Source organism: Acidimicrobiales bacterium, from assembly GCA_040219085.1.
GTDB lineage: Bacteria > Actinomycetota > Acidimicrobiia > Acidimicrobiales > JAVJTC01 > JAVJTC01.
The window spans coordinates 41,760-58,555 of the sequence record JAVJTC010000038.1 but is presented as its reverse complement, the minus strand read 5'-3'; the positions used below and the strand labels follow the sequence as shown (position 1 = coordinate 58,555).

The window sequence follows — 16,796 nt, the reverse complement described above, 5'->3', positions numbered from 1 at the left end:
TTGGTGTTCGACAACGGTTGAACTGTCGTGGCCCGGAGCGCTGCTCCCCGACGCGAGTCGGTCACCGCGTCGGCGGGACGCGGGCACGAGGCACCCATCCGGGATCGGCCGGAAGGACCCGATCTCCGGTAGCGGACCGGAGCTCACTGACGCCGCCCCCGGACGCGGGCCCTCAAACCGAGAGACCGAAGAGCCCCACCGCGTTCGCACGCAGGATCTTGTCCCGGTCGACCGGGTCCAGGTGTCCGAGTTCGGCTCGGGCCACGCTCTCAGACGACGGCCAGGTCCCGGTCTCGTGCGGATAGTCCGTCTCGAAGAGCACCTGATCGACACCGACCCGGTCCAACAGAGCGATGCCCACCGGGTCACTGAAGAAGCAGGAGAAGACCCTGTGGTGGTAGTAGGAGCTCGGTGGCTGATCGACGTTGTCCGGAAACAGCCATCGTTGGCGGTGGAACGTGTCGTCGGCGCGTTCGAGGACATAGGGGATCCACCCGATCTGTGCCTCGGCGTAGAAGAGCTTCAGGTCGGGAAATCGCGCGAGAACGCCGGAACACAAGAAGTCCACCATCGATGTCGCGCTGTTGTTGAAGATCATGACGGCCTGCACAGCGAAGGGCGCGTCGTCGGATGAGGTGATGATGCGACTGCCCGACCCTATGTGCATGGCGACCACGGTCTGCGTCTCGTCACACGCCCTAAAGAAGGGGTCCCAGAATCCGGAGTGGATACTCGGGACGCCCAGCCAGGCAGGGATCTCGCTGAAGGACACGGCCCGCACTCCGCGTTCGGCATTGCGACGAACCTCGGCTGCCGCCAGCTCCGCGTCCCACAGAGGGATGATGCACAGCGGGATGAGCCGTCCTCCGCTGTCGCCACACCACTCCTCCACCATCCAGTCGTTGTAGGCACGAATGCACGCAAGCCCGAGTTCCCGGTCGCGCCCCTCCGAGAAGAGCTGTCCGGAGAATCGCGGATAGTTCGGAAAGCACATCGACGCGGCGATGCCGTTGATGGTCATGTCCTCGAGTCGGGCGGCGGGTTGCCAGCAGCCGGGTCGGATCTCCTCGAAGCTCACGGGGGTCATGTCGATGGATGACGCCTCGAAGCCCGCTGAGGCCTCGTTCCGCTGCATCGGCTTGATCTTGTCCTCGTAGTGCCAGAAGGCCGCGGGCGGTGCCGTCCCGTCGCCGTGCAGCCGCCAGGAGTTCGCACCCTTGTCGTAGCTGGCGGCGTCACGGGGATGTTCGACCACGCGGGGCCCCTCCGCCCGGAGGCGCTGCGGCAGCCGTGACTGCCAGAGGTCCGGCGGTTCGATGACGTGATCGTCCGCACTGATGATCGTCGGAGCGTCGGTCACAAAGGCCCTCCCTCGGGCAGCGCTGGGCCGGTCCCCTATGAGGTCGCCGGAAGCGGGATCGAATAGAGATCAGCCGCGTTGTCCTGCATGACCTTGCGGATCGCCTCCTCGGAGAGACCCTCCAGGGCGTCGAGCGTCCGCTCGACGGGCGACGGGTAGAGGCATGTCGGGTGGGGAAAATCCGTCTCCCACATGACGTTGTCCGTTCCCAGATAGTCGATGGCGAAGCGCGCTGTGTTCTCGAACCAGAATGTGGCGTAGACGTTGCGGCGGAACTGGTCCAGCGCTGGAAGACGGTCGGGTGGCTCCACGCCAGGAAGCTCCTCGCGGTAGGAGTAGTCGACGCGCTCCAGGACGTAGGGGATCCAACCGATGCCGCTCTCGACGGACACCCATTTCAGGTCGGGCCACCGCTGCACGATGTCGCTCATGATCAGGTTGGTGATGAAGCGGGAGTTCGCCAACTCCGGGGCCACGGTGTTGACGCTGTCCGCTTCGCGTCGTGGCAGTGACGGCCAGGCCTGGGTCCACTCCTCGGTGGCATCGTGATTCGCCGAGCCCACGTGGATGTTGATCGGCAGCCCCAGGTCGGAGAGCACGGCGAAGAGCGGATCCCAGTGCGGGGTTCCCAGATCCGGCAGTCCACCCATGTCGGGTGAGCCCGGCATCGTCACGCCCCGAAGGCCCAGGCCTTTGACACGTTCCGCCTCCTTGATGGCGTCAGTAATGTTCCAAAAGGGCAGAACGGCCTGGGGGAAGAGCCGACCGCGGCTCTCCTCCTGCATCTCGGCACACGCGTCGTTGTAGATGGCGACCACCGCATAGGCGAGATCGCGCTCGACCCGCTGACACAGGACCGGCGCGAGGAAACCGAGCACGTTCGGGTAGATGAGCTGGGCGTAGATTCCCATCTCGTCCATGAGCGCGAGTCGGGCGATCGGATCGAATGATGCGGGATGCATCTCGTCCATCGGCATCGCCAGGCCGATGTCAGCCATTCGGGTCTTGGAGCCGTCCTTGCGCACGTACGAGAACGCAGCGCCGAAGGTCGGTTCACCGGCGAACACGAACTCCGGGTCACCTTTGGCGTTGATACGAGTCCGGGGGACGTCGTCGGCGTAGCGAGCGGGGGCTCGGCTCGTCCACAGGTCGAAGGGCTCTGTCCAGTGCGAATCGGTGTCGATGACGTACAGATCGGTGAGCCTGTCACTCAACTCGGCCGGCATGATTGCTCCTTCACCCGATCTCCATGCTCTGCAGGGAGGTTGCCGTGTCGCGTCCCGAACGGATCACACGACCGGGCCGGGCGTCACGGAACTCGCCCTTCTCGACGACGGGGACACCGTTCACGACGACATGTGAGATGCCGTTCGGCTCGCCGTAGAGGCGGCCGGCGCCGCCGGGGAGGTCGAATTCTGTCCGTGTCCGGCCGGGTCCGATGCGGTCCGGGTCGAAGACGACGACGTCCGCGTGTGCGCCCTGCGCGAGGATCCCGCGGTCGCGCAGGCCATAGAGCCCCGCCGGGCGACCCGTGAGAAGGTGCACGGCCTGCTCCAACGAAACAAGGCCGCGTTCGCGCACGCCTTCGCCCAGGACGACTGTGGTGTAGGAGAACGTGTCGAGCATGTCGAGGTGCGCCCCGGCGTCCGATGCCCCGACGACGACCCGCGGATCCGTCCACAGCGCGGACTTGGCAGCCCACGACCCCTCGTCGGTTCCCAGAGCCGGCAGGATCAGCGTGGTCTTCAATTCGTCGGCGACGACGACGTCACAGAGCGCATCCCACGCCGTGATCCCCCGGTCGGCGGCGATCTCGTCGACGGTCCAACCGTCGTAGCGCGCGGTTTCCGCCGAATGGGTCTCGAGGCGGTAGCCCCCCCAGTTCGCGGCGATGCGCGCCGGGCTCTCGCATCGGCTCGCCGATTCACCGAGCTCCGCGCGACGCACGGGATCGCGCAGATCGGCGAGACGCTGCTCGACGGGTTGGGCCACGAACCGTTGCCAGTCAGGAAGCATGTCGAGGATGAAGCAGGAGAGGAAGGAGAGCCGCGCACGGATCGCGTCGGGAGCGGTGAGCGCCACGACCCGACCACCCCGCTCGGCCGCGAGATCACTCACGGCCAACAGGTCCGGTATCTGTGGAAGCGTCTCGTCGTACACGACCAGCACGTTCCAGTTGAGAGGCCTCTGTGCGGCGGCCGACATGTCCGCCATCAGCTCGACGACCTCGGGATCGAACGGCATCGTCCCGGGAATGAACTCGAGGCTCGTACCGTCGAACTCACCCGTGACGCCGCACAGAGCCACCAACTCGCGCTTGTCCGCCCACCGAGACGGGACCGGAACACCACGGTGGTCCGAGTGGCTCTGCGACCACGTCGACGAGAAGCCGAGGCCCCCCGCGGTCAGACCGGCCCGGAGCAGTTCGCACATCTGCGCGATCTCCTCGTCGGTCGCGGTCCGCTCCGTCGCAGCGTCATGCATGACGACCCGCCGCAACGCCGAGTGGCCCACGAGGAATCCGGCATTGGGCATCAACGTCCCCTCGATCGCGTCGAGGTACTCGGCAGTCGACGACCACGAGAAGGGAACGGCGGCACTCACCACCTCGAAGGGCATCCCCTCGACGCGAGACAACATCCGCGCCAGGTAGTCCGAATCCTCGTCACTGGTCGGAGCCAGCGTGAACCCGCAGTTGCCCGACACGACCGTCGTCACCCCGTGCAGCGGCGACGGGCTCAACGTTCCGTCCCAGAAGACCTGAGCGTCGAAATGGGTGTGGACGTCGACGAAACCGGGTGCAACGACCTGGCCGGTGACGTCTATCTCCCGGGCAGCCGAGGGAACCTCGTCGCCCATCAGCGCGATCCGCCCGTCGGCGATGCCGACATCGCCGACGCGGCCCGGCGCCCCCGAACCGTCCACGATCAGCCCGTTCCGCAGTGCCAGGTCCATCCGAATCCCCCTTGGTCGCGCTACCAGTTGCTCCGAAACACCCGCGAGACCCACCGCACGGCAACCGCTTCGCACACCCGCCCCCTGCATTGCAGTGCCGGAGCCAGGGACCGCACTGAGCGAGCGCAGTGATGATTTCCCCAAGATCTAACGCAGCACGTCAAGATTGGCCTACGCAACCTTGGACTGTCAAGGGACACGCGGGCCACAGCCAGTTCGATACCTGTCGTCCGACGTCAACTCTCTCAGCGCGTCTCCGGAGGGCAGCCTAGAGTCGAGAGCCATGAAGAGCGAGGCACGCACTGTGAGACGATGGACGCCATGACGCCTCTCGCCGACGGCATCTCGGTGTTCGTGCAGATGGCCTGTCCGACCTGTGAGACCATCGGGCCGGTGGTCGATGAGATCGCCCGACGCCTCGAGGCGGACGGAGTCCCGGTCCGCTACGTGTCCCAGGACGGCCCCTATCGCGACGGGGCCGTCGAGGTCGTAGAGGACCGAGACCTACGGCTGTCGTTCCTGGCGGAGATCGAGGCCGTACCGACCCTCGTCGTCGTCGAGAACGGAGCCGAGAGCGCACGGGTCGTCGGTTGGGAGCGCACTGCCTGGGAGGCCGCCGTCGGTCTCGACGGGCTCGGTGACGGGATCGTCGGCCACCGTCCGGGCTGTGGATCACTGTCGGTCGATCCCACGAGGGTCGCGGGGCTCGAGGCCCGCTTCGGCAACCGGATCACCTCGCGCCGCATCGAGATCGGTGCTGCCGAGGACCCCGTCGAGGCCGCCTTCGAACGTGGGTGGACCGACGGTCTCCCCGTCGTGGTCCCGACCGCCGAACGCGTGGCCGCGATGCTCGCAGGGACCACCCGTGCCGCGGACGAGGTGGTCGCCGTCGTGCCCCCGGACCTCGTGGAGTGCTCCGTGGAAAAGGTCGCCGTGAATGCCGTGATGGCGGGGTGTCGCCCCGAGTACCTGCCCGTCGTGCTGACCGCGCTCGAGGCCGTCTGCACCGAGGAGTTCAACATGCACGGCCTCCTCGCCACGACGATGCCGAACGGGCCCGTGTTCGTCGTCAATGGCCCCCTGGCAGAGCGCATCGGCATGAACTCCGGCGCAGGCGTTCTCGGCCCCGGCAACCGAGCGAACTCTACGATCGGCCGGGCGGTCCAACTCGTGATCCGCAACGTCGGAGGTGGTCGTCCCGGCGAGATCGACATGTCGACCCACGGCAGCCCGGCAAAGTACGGCCTCTGCTTCGCCGAGGCGGAGGCCACCTCGCCGTGGGAGCCGCTTTCGGTCGACCGCGGCTTCGAGTCGGGTGTCTCGACGGTGACCGCCTTCGGCGGCGAAGCGCCCCGGGTGATCGCTGACCAGTTGTCCCGCGACGCTGAATCGCTAACCCGGTCCCTCGCCGCCTGCATCAAGGCCGCAGTCCATCCCAAGGTCGGCCTCGTCCTCGACGCGCTGCTCGTCGTTTCACCCGAACACGCCGCCCGCTTCGCCGCCGCCGGATGGTCCCGCCAACGGCTCACCCACGAGCTCACGACACTGCTCGTCATGGACGGTGACGACATGATCCGCGGAGCCGGAGGTATCGCCGAGGGAATGGCTGATACCTTCGCCGGCCAGCCCGTTCCGAAGCTCCGCCCCGGCGGCCTGCTGATCACCCACGCCGGGGGCACGGCGGGGCTGTTTTCCGCCCTGATCCCCAGCTGGGGTTCGGGTCCCGGCGGCACCCAGTTCGTCACGAAGGAGATCCGCCCATGACAGACACGCCCCGCAGAAACCCGACGCTGCTCGTCGACCCGACCTCCGAACGCGAGCCGGTCCACCGGCCCCGCGCCCGGCGACTCGCGCGTATCGAAGGCGCGACCATTGCGCTCCTCGACATCACCAAGCCGCGCGGCGACATCTTCCTCGACGGGATCGCCAGCGGCTTGACCGCGCGTGGAGCGACGGTCCGCCGGTTTGCGAAGCCCACCTTCACCAAGCCCGCCCCGGTCGACCTGCGCCACGAGATCTCGACCACCTGCGACGCAGTCATAGAGGCCCTCGCCGACTGAGGATCGTGTACGTCGTGCAGTGTGCACGACATCGCCGACCTCGAGTCCCGAGGCATCCCGGGGGTCTTCGTTGCGTCCGCCGAGTTCGTCGAAGCGGCCCGCCACCAGTGTGCGGCGCTCGGGGTCGATCCCGCCCGCGTCATCGTCAGGCACCCGATCCAGGACCGTACCGACGTCGAGATGGTCGAGATCGCCGACGCGGCGCTCGACGAGCTGGTTCGAGCGCTCGTCGACGAAGGGTGACGTCGTGAGGGATCGGGTCGCATTGGTGACCGGCGGGGCACGCGGGATCGGGCTGGCCTGCGCGCAGCGCCTCCGCTCCGACGGCCTGACGGTCGCGATCTGCGATCTGGAGTCCGACGACCTCGCGGCGGCAGCCGACTCGGTGGACTCGACCCACGTTCTCGACGTGACGGACTCGGCCGCCGTCACGAGACTGGTCACCGGGCTGGGCGGCGTGGACGTACTCGTCAACTGCGCTGGTGTCGTCGGCCCGATCATGCCGAGCTGGGAGGTGTCCGACGAGGACTGGGCCCGGACCATCGACGTGAACCTGACCGGCACGTTCAACACGATCCGGGCGGTGCTGCCCGGCATGCGCGAACGCGGGTGGGGCCGCATCGTGAACCTCTCGAGCATCGCCGGCAAGGAGGGCAACCCGAACGTGAGTCCCTACGCCGCCAGCAAGGCCGCCGTAATCGGACTGACCAAGTCAGTCGGGAAAGAGGTCGCCACCGACGGCGTCCTGGTCAATGCCATCGCTCCGGCGCTCATTTCCACCCCGATGAACGCCGATGCCGCGCCCGAGTTGATCGAGCACCTGCTCTCGAAGATCCCCATGGGCCGGTTCGGCGAGGTCGAGGAGGTTGCCGAGTTGGTCTCGTGGCTCGCGTCGGACAAGTGCAGCTTCTCGACCGCCTGCGTCTACGACCTCAGCGGCGGTCGGGCCACCTACTGAGCGGGCACGGTCTCGGATGCCCTGATGCGGCGCTCGAAGTCCTCGACTGCGGACTCGGAGTGCCGGTAGAGCGCACACGCGTTCCGATACGCCAACATGCGCTGCTCGTGCTCGGGCAGACCGCCGACCTCGACGCCGATGGTGTCCTGCGTCACCGGCCAGGAAGTGTCCGGATGCGGGTAGTCCATCTCGAGCATGATCCGGTCGATTCCGACCGTGTGGCGCTCCCGGATACCGCAGTGATCTTCGATCGACGTGAACCAGAAGCAGGACTTGAACACCTCGACAGGCGTTCGGTCGACGCCTCGCCACGTGAGCGAAGAGGACAGGAAGCTCTCGATGCGCTTCAGGCGCTCCTGGATCATCGGGACCCAGCTGACGCCGGCCTCCGAGAGGGCGATCTTGAGGGCCGGGAATCGGACGGGAACGCGCGAGTACACCCAGTCCACGCTCGCGTTGATCCCGTTCACGGGGAACAATGTCGCCGAGACGTCACCCGGCGAATCGGAGGACGGACGCGGGACGGCGGACGACGAACCCACGTGGAGATTGACGACGGTCTCGGTCTCCTCGCACGCCCTGAAGAACGGATCCCAATGGTTGGTGTACAGAGACGGAAATCCCAGTCGCTCGGGATTCTCGGAGAAGGCGACGGCCTTGAACCCCCGAGCGGCGTTCTTTCTCACCTCGTCCGCGGCGATCTGCGGGTCAGGGAGCCAGGTGACCTGCTGGGCGATGAAGCGCTCCGGGTTGGTTGCGACCCACTCGTCGATGACCCAGTCGTTGTAGGCGCGCATCGAGGCGAGCCCGAGTTCCGCGTCCTTCATGCGGTAGAAGCGCTGGCCGGCGAATCCGACGAGCACTGACGGAAAACAGAGTGACGCTGCAACGCCTGCGATGTCCATGTCGAGGAGTCGAGCTCGGGCATCGTAGGAACCGCGGCGCATCTCCTCGAAGAGGACGGGCTCGAGCGTCCACTCCGAAGGGGGACGACCGACGACGGAGATCTGGGCCGTGCGGTTGGGCTCCCTGACATCTTCGAACTGCCAGTACTCGATCCCATCCGCCTCCACTATCTGCGGTGCGCGATCTCGCAGCTTGGTGGGAACCCGACTCAGATACACGTCGGGAGGCTCGACCAGGTGATCATCGACCGATACGAGGGGTAGAGCGATCGGCAACGGCTCCGGGTCGGGCAGCAACGTGTGGCGTTCGCGGCGATGGTTGCCACCGAAGGGGTCGTTCCCCTCGAGCAGCGGGTGTTCCTTGGCCACGGCGGGCTTCGTCGTCATTGGGCGCCTTCCGATCGACAACTGCCCCCCAGACAGTAGGGCTCGACGGGCCAGGGCTTCAGAAGTGACTGGTGGCCATCCGATCGGTGTCACCACCGAGCGGGGTGATCGGCTCCGCACCGGTGGGTGCGCGACCGGGACGACTTTGGATGATGAACTCCCGGTGGAGTCTGACGCCCAGCGTCGGGCGGCAGCCAATTCGAGCGAGGAGTCGTGAGTTGAACAGATTCGAGGACAAGGTCGTCATCGTGACCGGGGCTGCAGGCGGAATCGGGAGGGCAGCCTGCCTTCGTTTCGCAGAGGAAGGTGCCTCGGTCGTCGCCGTCGACTCGAGCGGCGCGGGCGCAGAGGAAACGGCGGCTCACATCGAGACCGCAGGCGGCGCCGCTGTGGCCGTGACGGCCGACGTGACGAAGTCCAGCGACGTCGCAAACTATGTCGATGCGGCCGTCCGGACGTTCGGCGGGGTCGACGTGCTCTTCAACAACGCGGGGATCGAGGGCGTGATCGCCAGCCTCGAGAACTACCCCGAGGAGACCTTCGACGACGTCCTCGACGTCAACGTGAAGGGGGTCTGGCTCGGCATGCGACACGTGGCAGGCCCGATGAGCTCACGGGGCGGTGGCGCGATCCTCAACACGGCCTCAGGCGCAGGCGTCCAGGCCGCACCGTCGATGATCGCCTACTGCGCAAGCAAGCACGCCGTGATCGGCATGACCAAGACGGCGGCACTCGAGCTCGCACCTGCAGGAATCCGCGTCAATGCCGTATGCCCCGGGTGCGTCAACACCAAGATGATGGACAGGATCGAGGCCGGCATGAGACCCGACGAGCCGAACACATTCAGGGAAATGGTCAACGAGATCGTGCCGCTGGGCCGTTACGCGGACGTGGAGGAGATCGCTGCCCTCGTCGCTTTCCTGTGCTCGGACGAGGCGTCCTACATGACGGGCAGCGCACATCTCGTCGACGGGGGCGGCGCCGCGGGCTGACCGCTCCCACCCAGAACGCTCGCCAGCCCCTCCTCAACCCCGCTCGACCGCAGCGAGTAGCGTGCACGACCCGAGGTCGCAAGCGGGCTGGTCGAGGAACCTCGTCGCAACCGCCCAGTCACGGCATAGAGAGCTGCGCGGCTCACGCGCCACACGAAGGGAGTGTTCGAATGGGACGGGTCGAAGGAAAGGTCGCTCTGATCACAGGGGCAGCGCGGGGGCAGGGGCGCTCACACGCCATCCGCCTCGCGCAGGAGGGCGCTGACATCATCGGCGTCGACGTCTGCGCCGACATTCCGACCATCACCTATCCCGGACCGACCGTCGCCGACCTCGAAGAGACCGAACGGCTCGTGACCGAGCTGGGTCGTCGAATGGTGTCCCACGTGGTCGACGTGCGGGACCGCGACGGACTCGCCGAAGCCGCTGCAGACGGTGCAGCGCAACTCGGACGGCTCGACATCGTCTCGGCGAACGCGGGGATCGCCGCCATCGGAGAAGCCGGCGAGATCACGCCGACACAGTGGTCGGAGATGATGGAGATCAACATCGATGGGGTGTGGAACACCGCCTCCGCAGCGCTCCCCATCCTCCGGAAGCAGGGCGAGGGCGGTTCGATCGTCATCACCAGTTCCGTCGGCGGCCTCCGCGGCTACCCGGGCTGTTCGCACTACGTGACCACGAAACATGCAGTCGTCGGCCTCATGAAGTCACTAGCCGTCGAGCTTGCGCCAGAGATGATCAGGGTGAACAGCGTCCACCCGACGAACGTGCTGACGCCGATGATCAACAACGAGGCCACGTTCCGCCGGATGCGGCCCGACCTGGAGAACCCCACTCTCGAAGACGCCACTGAGGTCTTCGCGTCCATCAACGCCATGCCGCTTCCATGGGTCGAGTCGGTCGACATATCCAACGCCGTGCTCTTCCTCGCCTCCGACGAGGCGCGGTACGTGACGGGGATCGCATTGCCGATCGACATGGGTGCGACAGCCGGCGTCTGATGTGGTCCTAATCTTACGTCTTACGTAAGATCTTGACGGGGTCACCCGGTACCGGTAGCGTGACTCACCGAGTAGCGCTCGTCGAGCGGGTCGTCGACGGTCATCCCCCTGACACGGCGACCACGGCCCGCCTCGGACGACTCGATCGATCCGAGGCGGGCCGCACTGCTCGCTCCGACGGGACGACGGAAACCCCGACGCATCAGAGACGAGGACGGCATGCGGCGCAATCGGGTCAGATCGGCGAGACCCCCTTGCCCCTCCCCGAATCCATGTATATGGTTTTCACCAGTGTCACAGGGGAGGCCCGGGGGGGCGACGACATGAGGCCGGATCTCGACGCCGTTGGACGCGCACTCGCTGCGGCATGGGCTGACGAGACTGCATCCGTCGTCGTTCCAGAACTCTCGCTCGCGGACGGCTTCGCCATACAGGCGGCCGTGATCGGTGCCCTCGACTCGCCGGTGGTCGGATATCGCATCGTCGCGAGCAGCGAACGTGCCCGTGGGAGGCTCGGGATCGACGGACCGGTCGTCGGTGTCGTCGTGGAGAAGGCCCTGACCGCACCGGACGCGACCCCCGCCGTCGCACCCCGGATCGTCGAGGCGGAGTTCGCGGTCACCGTCGACTTCCGCATCGACGAACCCTCCACCCCGGCGCTGATCCGAACCTGGCATCTCTCATTGGACTTACCGCGCTCACGGATCACCGACGACTGGGGGACGCTGTCCGCAGGCCAACTGGTCGCCGATGCATGCCTCCTCGGCGATGTGATGGTCGGCCCACCCGTCGACGTCGACACCACGGACAGCGACGGGGTACTCGTCGTCACGGGCCGGGACACACAGGAAGAACACCCGATGCCCGCACCCCACCCGGACACCGCCGCCGAGTACCTGGCGCTCGTCAAGGACGCAATCATGGCGGGAACGCTCCCGCCGCCCGCGACGGCCACGCCCTTCGTGCAGCTCGGAACCGAAACGCCCATCCGACTGGGTGACACGGCCACCGCCGCCCGCTTGACCCACCCGGTCCTCGGCCACCTCGACCTTCCGATCTCGATCGCTACGAATCTCACGGGGGACCACGCATGACAGGCGTTCGAATCTGCCGCTACAGCCGTCCGGACGACGCCGGAATCCGCGTCGGGATCCTCTCCGGCGACGACGACGGAATCGTCGTCGATCTCGCTGCGGCCTGGGCCGTCGGGTTCGACGCTGCGACGTCCGCGCCGGCATCCCCGCTGGAGGCCGTCGTCCGGCGAAACGACCTGCTGGACGGACTCCGCACGATCGAGGAGCGGGTGGTCGGCGGGTCCGACGCTCCCGATGCCATGATCCCCCGCGCCGAAGTCCGCCTGGAGTTACCCCTCGAGCCGACGTCGCTGCGGGACGTTCCCGCCTACCGCGCCCACGTCCTCGACGGCATGAAGGCGATCGGCATGGACAAGACCGAGGACGACCTGTCGAGTCTTCCCGCCTACTACCGGGGCGACCCGCACACCTGCATCGGCCCCACCGACGACGTCATCGCCCCCACCTACGCCGACACGCTCGACTTCGAGGCCGAGCTGGCGATCGTCGTCGGGGCAGAGGCGAGGGACCTCGACGAGGAAGCGGCGAAGCACGCGATCGGCGGCTGGGTCGTGTTCAACGACGTCTCTGCGCGCACCCGGCAGATGGAGGAGATGAAGTCCGGGATCGGGCCCGGCAAGGGCAAGGATTTCGAGACCGGCAATGTCCTGGGCCCCGCCATCCTCATCGACCCCGACCTCGACCTCTCGGCGCTCACCTTCGAGGTCCGCGTGGACGACGACGTCTGGGCGTCGGGCCCGGCCGGCGAGATCGCCTGGAGTCCCGCTCACATCCTCTGTCACCTCTCGGAGAGCCAGTACGTCCGCCCTGGAGATGTCGTCGGGCTCGGCACGTTCCCGACGGGCTGCGGACTCGAGCAGGGCCGCTACCCGGACTTCGGCAGCACGGTCGAGATCTGGATCAGCGGGATCGGACGGATCGCGAACCGGTTTCTCGCCCCCGGATCGGCGTCAGTGTCGTGAGCTCCGACGTTGCCACCTCGACGTCGGCCGTCGACACCTACCGTGCCATGTATACGGCACGGGAATTCGACGACGTCACCATCGCGCTGCAACGCCAGGGCGCCGTCGCCGGTTACGCGCCAGCGCGGGGCCAGGAAGCGTCCCACGTCGGTGTCGCTTCTCAACTCGGACCCGAGGACATGTTGTTCCCGTCCTATCGGCAGCCCGGAGCGGGGCTCGTCATGGGCGTCACCCCCCAGGAGCTGTGGCGGTTCCACGGCCGCTACTCCTACACACCGTGGGACTGGCGACAGCGTCGATTCTTCACCTACACGATCCCCGTCGGCAGCCAACTCGCCCACGCCGTCGGCTGGGCGATCGAACAGCGTCATCGCGGCGCTGAAACCGTCTCGGTCGTCTTCTTCGGCGACGGAGCCTCGTCGCAGGGCGAGGTCCACGAGGCCATGAACATGGCCGGCGTCTTCAGTGCCCCGACAGTGTTCGTCTGTGAGAACAACGGCTGGGCGATCTCCCTGCCAACGGCCCGCCAGACCGCAGCGTCGTCGCTGTATGTGCGGGCCCTCGGCTACGGGTTCGCCGGCCAACGCGTCGACGGCAACGACGTGAGCGCCGTGCAGACAGCGGTCTCCGGGGCGATCGCGCGGGCCCGGGCAGGGTTCGGTCCCACGCTGTTGGAGCTCGAGACGTACCGACTGGGACCACACACGACGTCTGACGACCCGGGTCTGTACCGCTCCGAGGCCACCGTCGAGGGGCGCCGGCTCCGTGACCCCGTCGTCGCCGAACGACGCCGCCTCGTCACCGACGTCGGGCTCGCCGACGACGAGGTCGACGAGATCGAGAATTCGGTCGAAGCCGAGTTGCGCGTCGCCGCCGCCGAGTACCTACAGGAGGTCGGTGATGAGTAGCCGAACCAGGCGACCGGGCCTCACCCTCGCCGATGGGATCAAGGCGACGCTCGCGGATCTGCTCGAAGAGGACGAGCGCGTCGTGTTGATGGGCGAGGACATCGGCCGCGTCGGTGGCGTGTTCCGGATCACGGCCGGTCTCCTGGACCGCTACGGCGCCGACCGCGTCATCGACTCGCCGCTCTCGGAAGCCGGTCTGGTCGGAGTCGCCATCGGCCGCGCCCTCGCCGGCGCCCACCCCATCGTCGAGATCCAGTTCGACGGCTTCGTTCTCCCCGCCCTGAACCAGATCATCGGTCACCTCGCGAAGATGCCCGCCCGTCTGGACGGCCAGGGCACCCTGCCGGTCACTGTGCGGGTGCCCTTCGGGGGGCGGATCCACGCCGCCGAATTCCATTCCGAGAGCCCCGAAGCCCTGTTCGCGCACAGCCCGGACCTGGCCGTCGTGGCCGCGTCCCGGGCCGAGACCGTCAGCGGACTGCTCCGCAGCGTCGTCGAGGCCCGCGAGCCGGCCATCTTCCTGGAACCCAAGCGCGAGTACCGGCGCCGGCGCATCGAAACCGACGCCGTCGTCACCGACGTCGACCACCGTCGGTGCGCTGTCGTGCGCGACGGCACAGACGTCACGCTGGTCGCCTACGGGCCCACGGTCTCGCTGGCCACCGAGGCCGCGGACCAACTCGCCGAGGACGGCATCTCGTGCCAGGTCGTCGACCTCGTCTCGCTCGCCCCGCTCGACACCGAGCGCATCTTCGACCTCGTCGCGTCCACCGGACGGGTGACCGTGATCAGCGAAGCAGTCCGGCGCTGTTCGATCGCGTCGGAGGTCGTTTCCCAGATCGCGGAGCACGCGTTCGCCGACCTGAAGGCGCCGCCCGCCGTGGTTTCGTCGCCCAACCACCCGCCGCCTCCGCCGATCCGCGAAGCGGCCTACTTCCCATCCACCGACGCCGTCTGCGACGCCGTGAGGAGACAGATCGATGCCAAGTGACGACACGAAGACCGTCAAGCTCCCCGATCTCGGCGAGGGCCTCACCGAAGCCGTCGTCGTCGAGCTACTCGTCTCGCCGGGAGACACGGTCGACATGTTGCAGCCGGTCATGGTCGTCGAGACCGAGAAGTCAGTCGCCGATGTCACCTCCAAGTGGGCCGGAACCGTCTCGGAGGTCCACGTCGAGGTCGACCAGTGGGTCGAGGTGGGCGAGGACCTCGTCAGCCTCACGGTGACCTCGTGAGCGACCCCGCCGAGACCGGCGACGACTGGTCGCGACTTCGGCCGGCCGCCGCGCACATGGCCAAGGTCATGGGCGCGGCCGCCGACACGCCGATCGCCGCGCAGTGGATCGACGTGGACGTCAGCGGTGCCCGGCGACTGCTCGCCGGCGACGAGACCGAACTCACGCTGGGCAGTGTCTTCCTGTGGGCCGCCGCCGCCTCGGCCTGGGATGTCGACGCCCTCTGGTACGAGTACGACCTGGCGACGCTGAAGCGGCGCCGCCGAGACCGTCTCGGCGTGGCCATGGCCGTCGCCACGGATAGGGGTCTCGTCGTCCCGACGATCTGGTTCAGCGACCAACCCGACCTGTCGACGACGGCGGCAGCACTTCGAGAAACCGTGCAGCGTGCCCGCGACGGCAAGCTCGATACCGACGACCGCCGAGTCGGCAGCCTCGCGGTGACGAGCATCGGCGGGCTCGGCATCGACGGGGGCCTGCCGCTCATGCGCCCCGGGGAACTCGCGATCTGCGGCTTCTCGTCAGTGAAGCCTCGGCCCGTCGTCGTCGACGGGGAACTCGCAATCCGAGAGACCACGGTCCTCACGGGGACCCTCGATCACCGCTGGGTCGACGGCATGTCACTCGCAGGAATGCTCGTCGCCTCGAGAGACCGCATCGAGTCCCTCGACGCCGAAGGCGTCGGGACCGCACATGATGGTAAGGAGAAGGACCAGTGACAGCAGAGAAATCCATCGCCGACGCATTCCGGACGGAGGGGACCGACAGTGTCACCTTCCTACCCGAGCCGGACCCACGACCCCGCCACTTCCCGATCATCTCGGTGGACGATCACCTCGTCGAACCCCCCGACATGTTCGAGGGCCGCCTCCCTGCCAAGTTCGCCGACAGGGCACCGAAGATGGTCGAGCAGGCCGACGGCCGCCAGGTCTGGCAGATGGAGGGGATGGAGCTTCCCAACATCGGGCTCAACGCCGTCGCCGGTCGACCCCCGGCGGAATACACGGTGGAGCCGACACGCACCGAGGACATGCGCCGCGGGTGTTGGCAGATCGATGCCCGGATCCGGGACATGGACATCAACGGCGTGTACGCGTCGATCTGTTTTCCGTCGATGCTCGCCGGATTCGCGGGGCAACGCTTCTCGGAGCTCGAGGATCACGAACTCGGCCTCGCGACCATGCGCGCGTGGAACGACTGGCACCTCGAAGACTGGTGCGGCGCCTACCCCGACCGGATGATTCCCTGCCAGATCACGTGGTTCAACGATCCCGAGGTCTCCGCCGAAGAGGTGCGCCGCAACGCTGAACGCGGTTTCAAGGCGCTGTCGTTCACCGAGTCGCCACACAAGCTCGGCTACCCGAGCCTCTACTCGGGTCACTGGGATCCACTACTCGCGGCATGCGAGGAGACCGACACGGTGGTCTGCCTTCACGTCGGTTCGTCCTCGACGACACCGGTCACCTCCCCCGACGCCCCACCCGACGTCGCCGCCGCGCTCTTCCCGATGAGCGCGTGGCACGCCGCGGTGGACTGGGTCTACTCGAAGGTCCCGTTGAAGTTCCCCGAGATCAAGATCGTCCTCACCGAGGGCGGGATCTCCTGGGTGCCCGGCCTCATCGATCGGATGAAGCACTCGTTCAAGTACCACGAGTTCTTCGGCACGTGGGTGGGCGAAGACGTCCAGCCCGTCGAAGTACTCAAGCGCAACTTCTATTTCTGCGCACTCGACGACCCCGCCGGGTTCGCACTGCGCAACTACATCGGCGTCGACCACATCCTGGTCGAATCCGACTATCCCCACGGCGACGGCACCTGGCCCGACACCCAGGAGATCCTCCACCGCCAGATGGGCGACGCGACCCACGAGGAGATCGCCCTCATGACACACGGCAACGCCAGCCGTCTGTTCCGCCACCCCGTCGACCCGGCTTGGATGGAAACCCCTGTCGCCGCGGCGTCCTGACCGGAGGAAC

The 16,796-nt window shown here is 67.2% G+C and carries 16 protein-coding genes; 12 read left to right on the top strand and 4 right to left on the bottom strand.

Annotated features, from left to right (window positions below; all coding sequences use genetic code 11):
• Positions 1 to 172: 172 nt before the first annotated feature.
• From RIE08_15995 to RIE08_15985, 3 genes are read right to left on the bottom strand one after another with little or no spacing between them, the layout of a single operon-like run.
• A complete protein-coding gene (locus RIE08_15995) occupies positions 173 to 1,360 on the bottom strand; it encodes an amidohydrolase family protein (protein ID MEQ8719112.1) in 1,188 nt (395 codons plus the stop codon).
• Positions 1,361 to 1,395: 35 nt separating this feature from the next.
• The gene (locus RIE08_15990) at positions 1,396 to 2,586 is read right to left on the bottom strand and encodes an amidohydrolase family protein (GenBank protein ID MEQ8719111.1); all 1,191 of its coding nucleotides are present in this window, start codon (positions 2,584 to 2,586) and stop codon (positions 1,396 to 1,398) included.
• 10 nt (positions 2,587 to 2,596) lie between these two features.
• Positions 2,597 to 4,315, bottom strand: a complete 1,719-nt coding sequence (locus tag RIE08_15985; GenBank protein MEQ8719110.1) for an amidohydrolase family protein — start codon at positions 4,313 to 4,315, stop codon at positions 2,597 to 2,599.
• Between the two features lie 321 nt (positions 4,316 to 4,636).
• On the opposite strand from RIE08_15985, the gene RIE08_15980 reads away from it, so the two are divergent.
• The 3 genes from RIE08_15980 to RIE08_15970 are packed head-to-tail and all read left to right on the top strand — an operon-like array spanning position 4,637 to position 7,333.
• Positions 4,637 to 6,079, top strand: a complete 1,443-nt coding sequence (locus RIE08_15980; protein MEQ8719109.1) for a thioredoxin family protein — start codon at positions 4,637 to 4,639, stop codon at positions 6,077 to 6,079.
• Positions 6,076 to 6,618 carry a UGSC family (seleno)protein gene (locus tag RIE08_15975; GenBank protein ID MEQ8719108.1) on the top strand — a complete coding sequence of 181 codons (543 nt, stop codon included), beginning with the start codon at positions 6,076 to 6,078 and terminating at the stop codon, positions 6,616 to 6,618. The genes RIE08_15980 and RIE08_15975 overlap by 4 nt, the downstream gene beginning before the upstream one ends.
• Positions 6,619 to 6,622: 4 nt before the next feature.
• Complete coding sequence (locus RIE08_15970) at positions 6,623 to 7,333, top strand: SDR family NAD(P)-dependent oxidoreductase (protein MEQ8719107.1); 711 nt, start codon at positions 6,623 to 6,625, stop codon at positions 7,331 to 7,333.
• Here the strand turns inward: RIE08_15970 and RIE08_15965 are convergent.
• Positions 7,327 to 8,625, bottom strand: coding sequence for an amidohydrolase family protein (locus RIE08_15965; GenBank protein MEQ8719106.1), 1,299 nt, complete (start codon positions 8,623 to 8,625; stop codon positions 7,327 to 7,329). The two genes, RIE08_15970 and RIE08_15965, sit on opposite strands and share 7 nt — an antisense overlap.
• A 218-nt stretch (positions 8,626 to 8,843) precedes the next feature.
• On the opposite strand from RIE08_15965, the gene RIE08_15960 reads away from it, so the two are divergent.
• From RIE08_15960 to RIE08_15920, 9 genes are all read left to right on the top strand, one after another.
• Positions 8,844 to 9,617, top strand: a complete 774-nt coding sequence (locus tag RIE08_15960) for a glucose 1-dehydrogenase (protein ID MEQ8719105.1) — start codon at positions 8,844 to 8,846, stop codon at positions 9,615 to 9,617.
• Positions 9,618 to 9,787: 170 nt separating this feature from the next.
• Positions 9,788 to 10,621, top strand: coding sequence for a mycofactocin-coupled SDR family oxidoreductase (locus RIE08_15955; protein MEQ8719104.1), 834 nt, complete (start codon positions 9,788 to 9,790; stop codon positions 10,619 to 10,621).
• A 323-nt stretch (positions 10,622 to 10,944) separates the two neighbouring features.
• Entirely contained in the window at positions 10,945 to 11,715 is a 771-nt protein-coding gene (locus RIE08_15950) for a hypothetical protein (protein ID MEQ8719103.1), read from the top strand.
• Positions 11,712 to 12,677, top strand: a complete 966-nt coding sequence (locus RIE08_15945) for a fumarylacetoacetate hydrolase family protein (protein ID MEQ8719102.1) — start codon at positions 11,712 to 11,714, stop codon at positions 12,675 to 12,677. The genes RIE08_15950 and RIE08_15945 overlap by 4 nt, the downstream gene beginning before the upstream one ends.
• Positions 12,674 to 13,585, top strand: a complete 912-nt coding sequence (locus RIE08_15940) for a thiamine pyrophosphate-dependent enzyme (protein MEQ8719101.1) — start codon at positions 12,674 to 12,676, stop codon at positions 13,583 to 13,585. The genes RIE08_15945 and RIE08_15940 overlap by 4 nt, the downstream gene beginning before the upstream one ends.
• Positions 13,578 to 14,576 (top strand): transketolase C-terminal domain-containing protein, encoded by a 999-nt coding sequence (locus tag RIE08_15935; protein MEQ8719100.1) that lies wholly within the window; start codon positions 13,578 to 13,580, stop codon positions 14,574 to 14,576. Before RIE08_15940 ends, RIE08_15935 begins: the two co-directional genes overlap by 8 nt.
• Positions 14,566 to 14,820, top strand: coding sequence for a biotin/lipoyl-containing protein (locus tag RIE08_15930; protein MEQ8719099.1), 255 nt, complete (start codon positions 14,566 to 14,568; stop codon positions 14,818 to 14,820). Before RIE08_15935 ends, RIE08_15930 begins: the two co-directional genes overlap by 11 nt.
• Positions 14,817 to 15,539 carry a 2-oxo acid dehydrogenase subunit E2 gene (locus RIE08_15925; GenBank protein MEQ8719098.1) on the top strand — a complete coding sequence of 241 codons (723 nt, stop codon included), beginning with the start codon at positions 14,817 to 14,819 and terminating at the stop codon, positions 15,537 to 15,539. Before RIE08_15930 ends, RIE08_15925 begins: the two co-directional genes overlap by 4 nt.
• Entirely contained in the window at positions 15,536 to 16,786 is a 1,251-nt protein-coding gene (locus RIE08_15920) for an amidohydrolase family protein (GenBank protein ID MEQ8719097.1), read from the top strand. Before RIE08_15925 ends, RIE08_15920 begins: the two co-directional genes overlap by 4 nt.
• Positions 16,787 to 16,796: the final 10 nt, after the last annotated feature.

Bases quoted from the DNA above. Each gene is read 5' to 3' on its own strand.
- RIE08_15990 (MEQ8719111.1), bottom strand. From the start codon at position 2,586: ATGCCGGCCGAGTTGAGTGACAGGCTCACCGATCTGTACGTCATCGAC.
- RIE08_15985 (MEQ8719110.1), bottom strand. From the start codon at position 4,315: ATGGACCTGGCACTGCGGAACGGGCTGATCGTGGACGGTTCGGGGGCG.
- RIE08_15980 (MEQ8719109.1), top strand. From the start codon at position 4,637: ATGACGCCTCTCGCCGACGGCATCTCGGTGTTCGTGCAGATGGCCTGT.
- RIE08_15965 (MEQ8719106.1), bottom strand. From the start codon at position 8,625: ATGACGACGAAGCCCGCCGTGGCCAAGGAACACCCGCTGCTCGAGGGG.
- RIE08_15955 (MEQ8719104.1), top strand. From the start codon at position 9,788: ATGGGACGGGTCGAAGGAAAGGTCGCTCTGATCACAGGGGCAGCGCGG.
- RIE08_15950 (MEQ8719103.1), top strand. From the start codon at position 10,945: ATGAGGCCGGATCTCGACGCCGTTGGACGCGCACTCGCTGCGGCATGG.
- RIE08_15945 (MEQ8719102.1), top strand. From the start codon at position 11,712: ATGACAGGCGTTCGAATCTGCCGCTACAGCCGTCCGGACGACGCCGGA.
- RIE08_15935 (MEQ8719100.1), top strand. From the start codon at position 13,578: ATGAGTAGCCGAACCAGGCGACCGGGCCTCACCCTCGCCGATGGGATC.
- RIE08_15930 (MEQ8719099.1), top strand. From the start codon at position 14,566: ATGCCAAGTGACGACACGAAGACCGTCAAGCTCCCCGATCTCGGCGAG.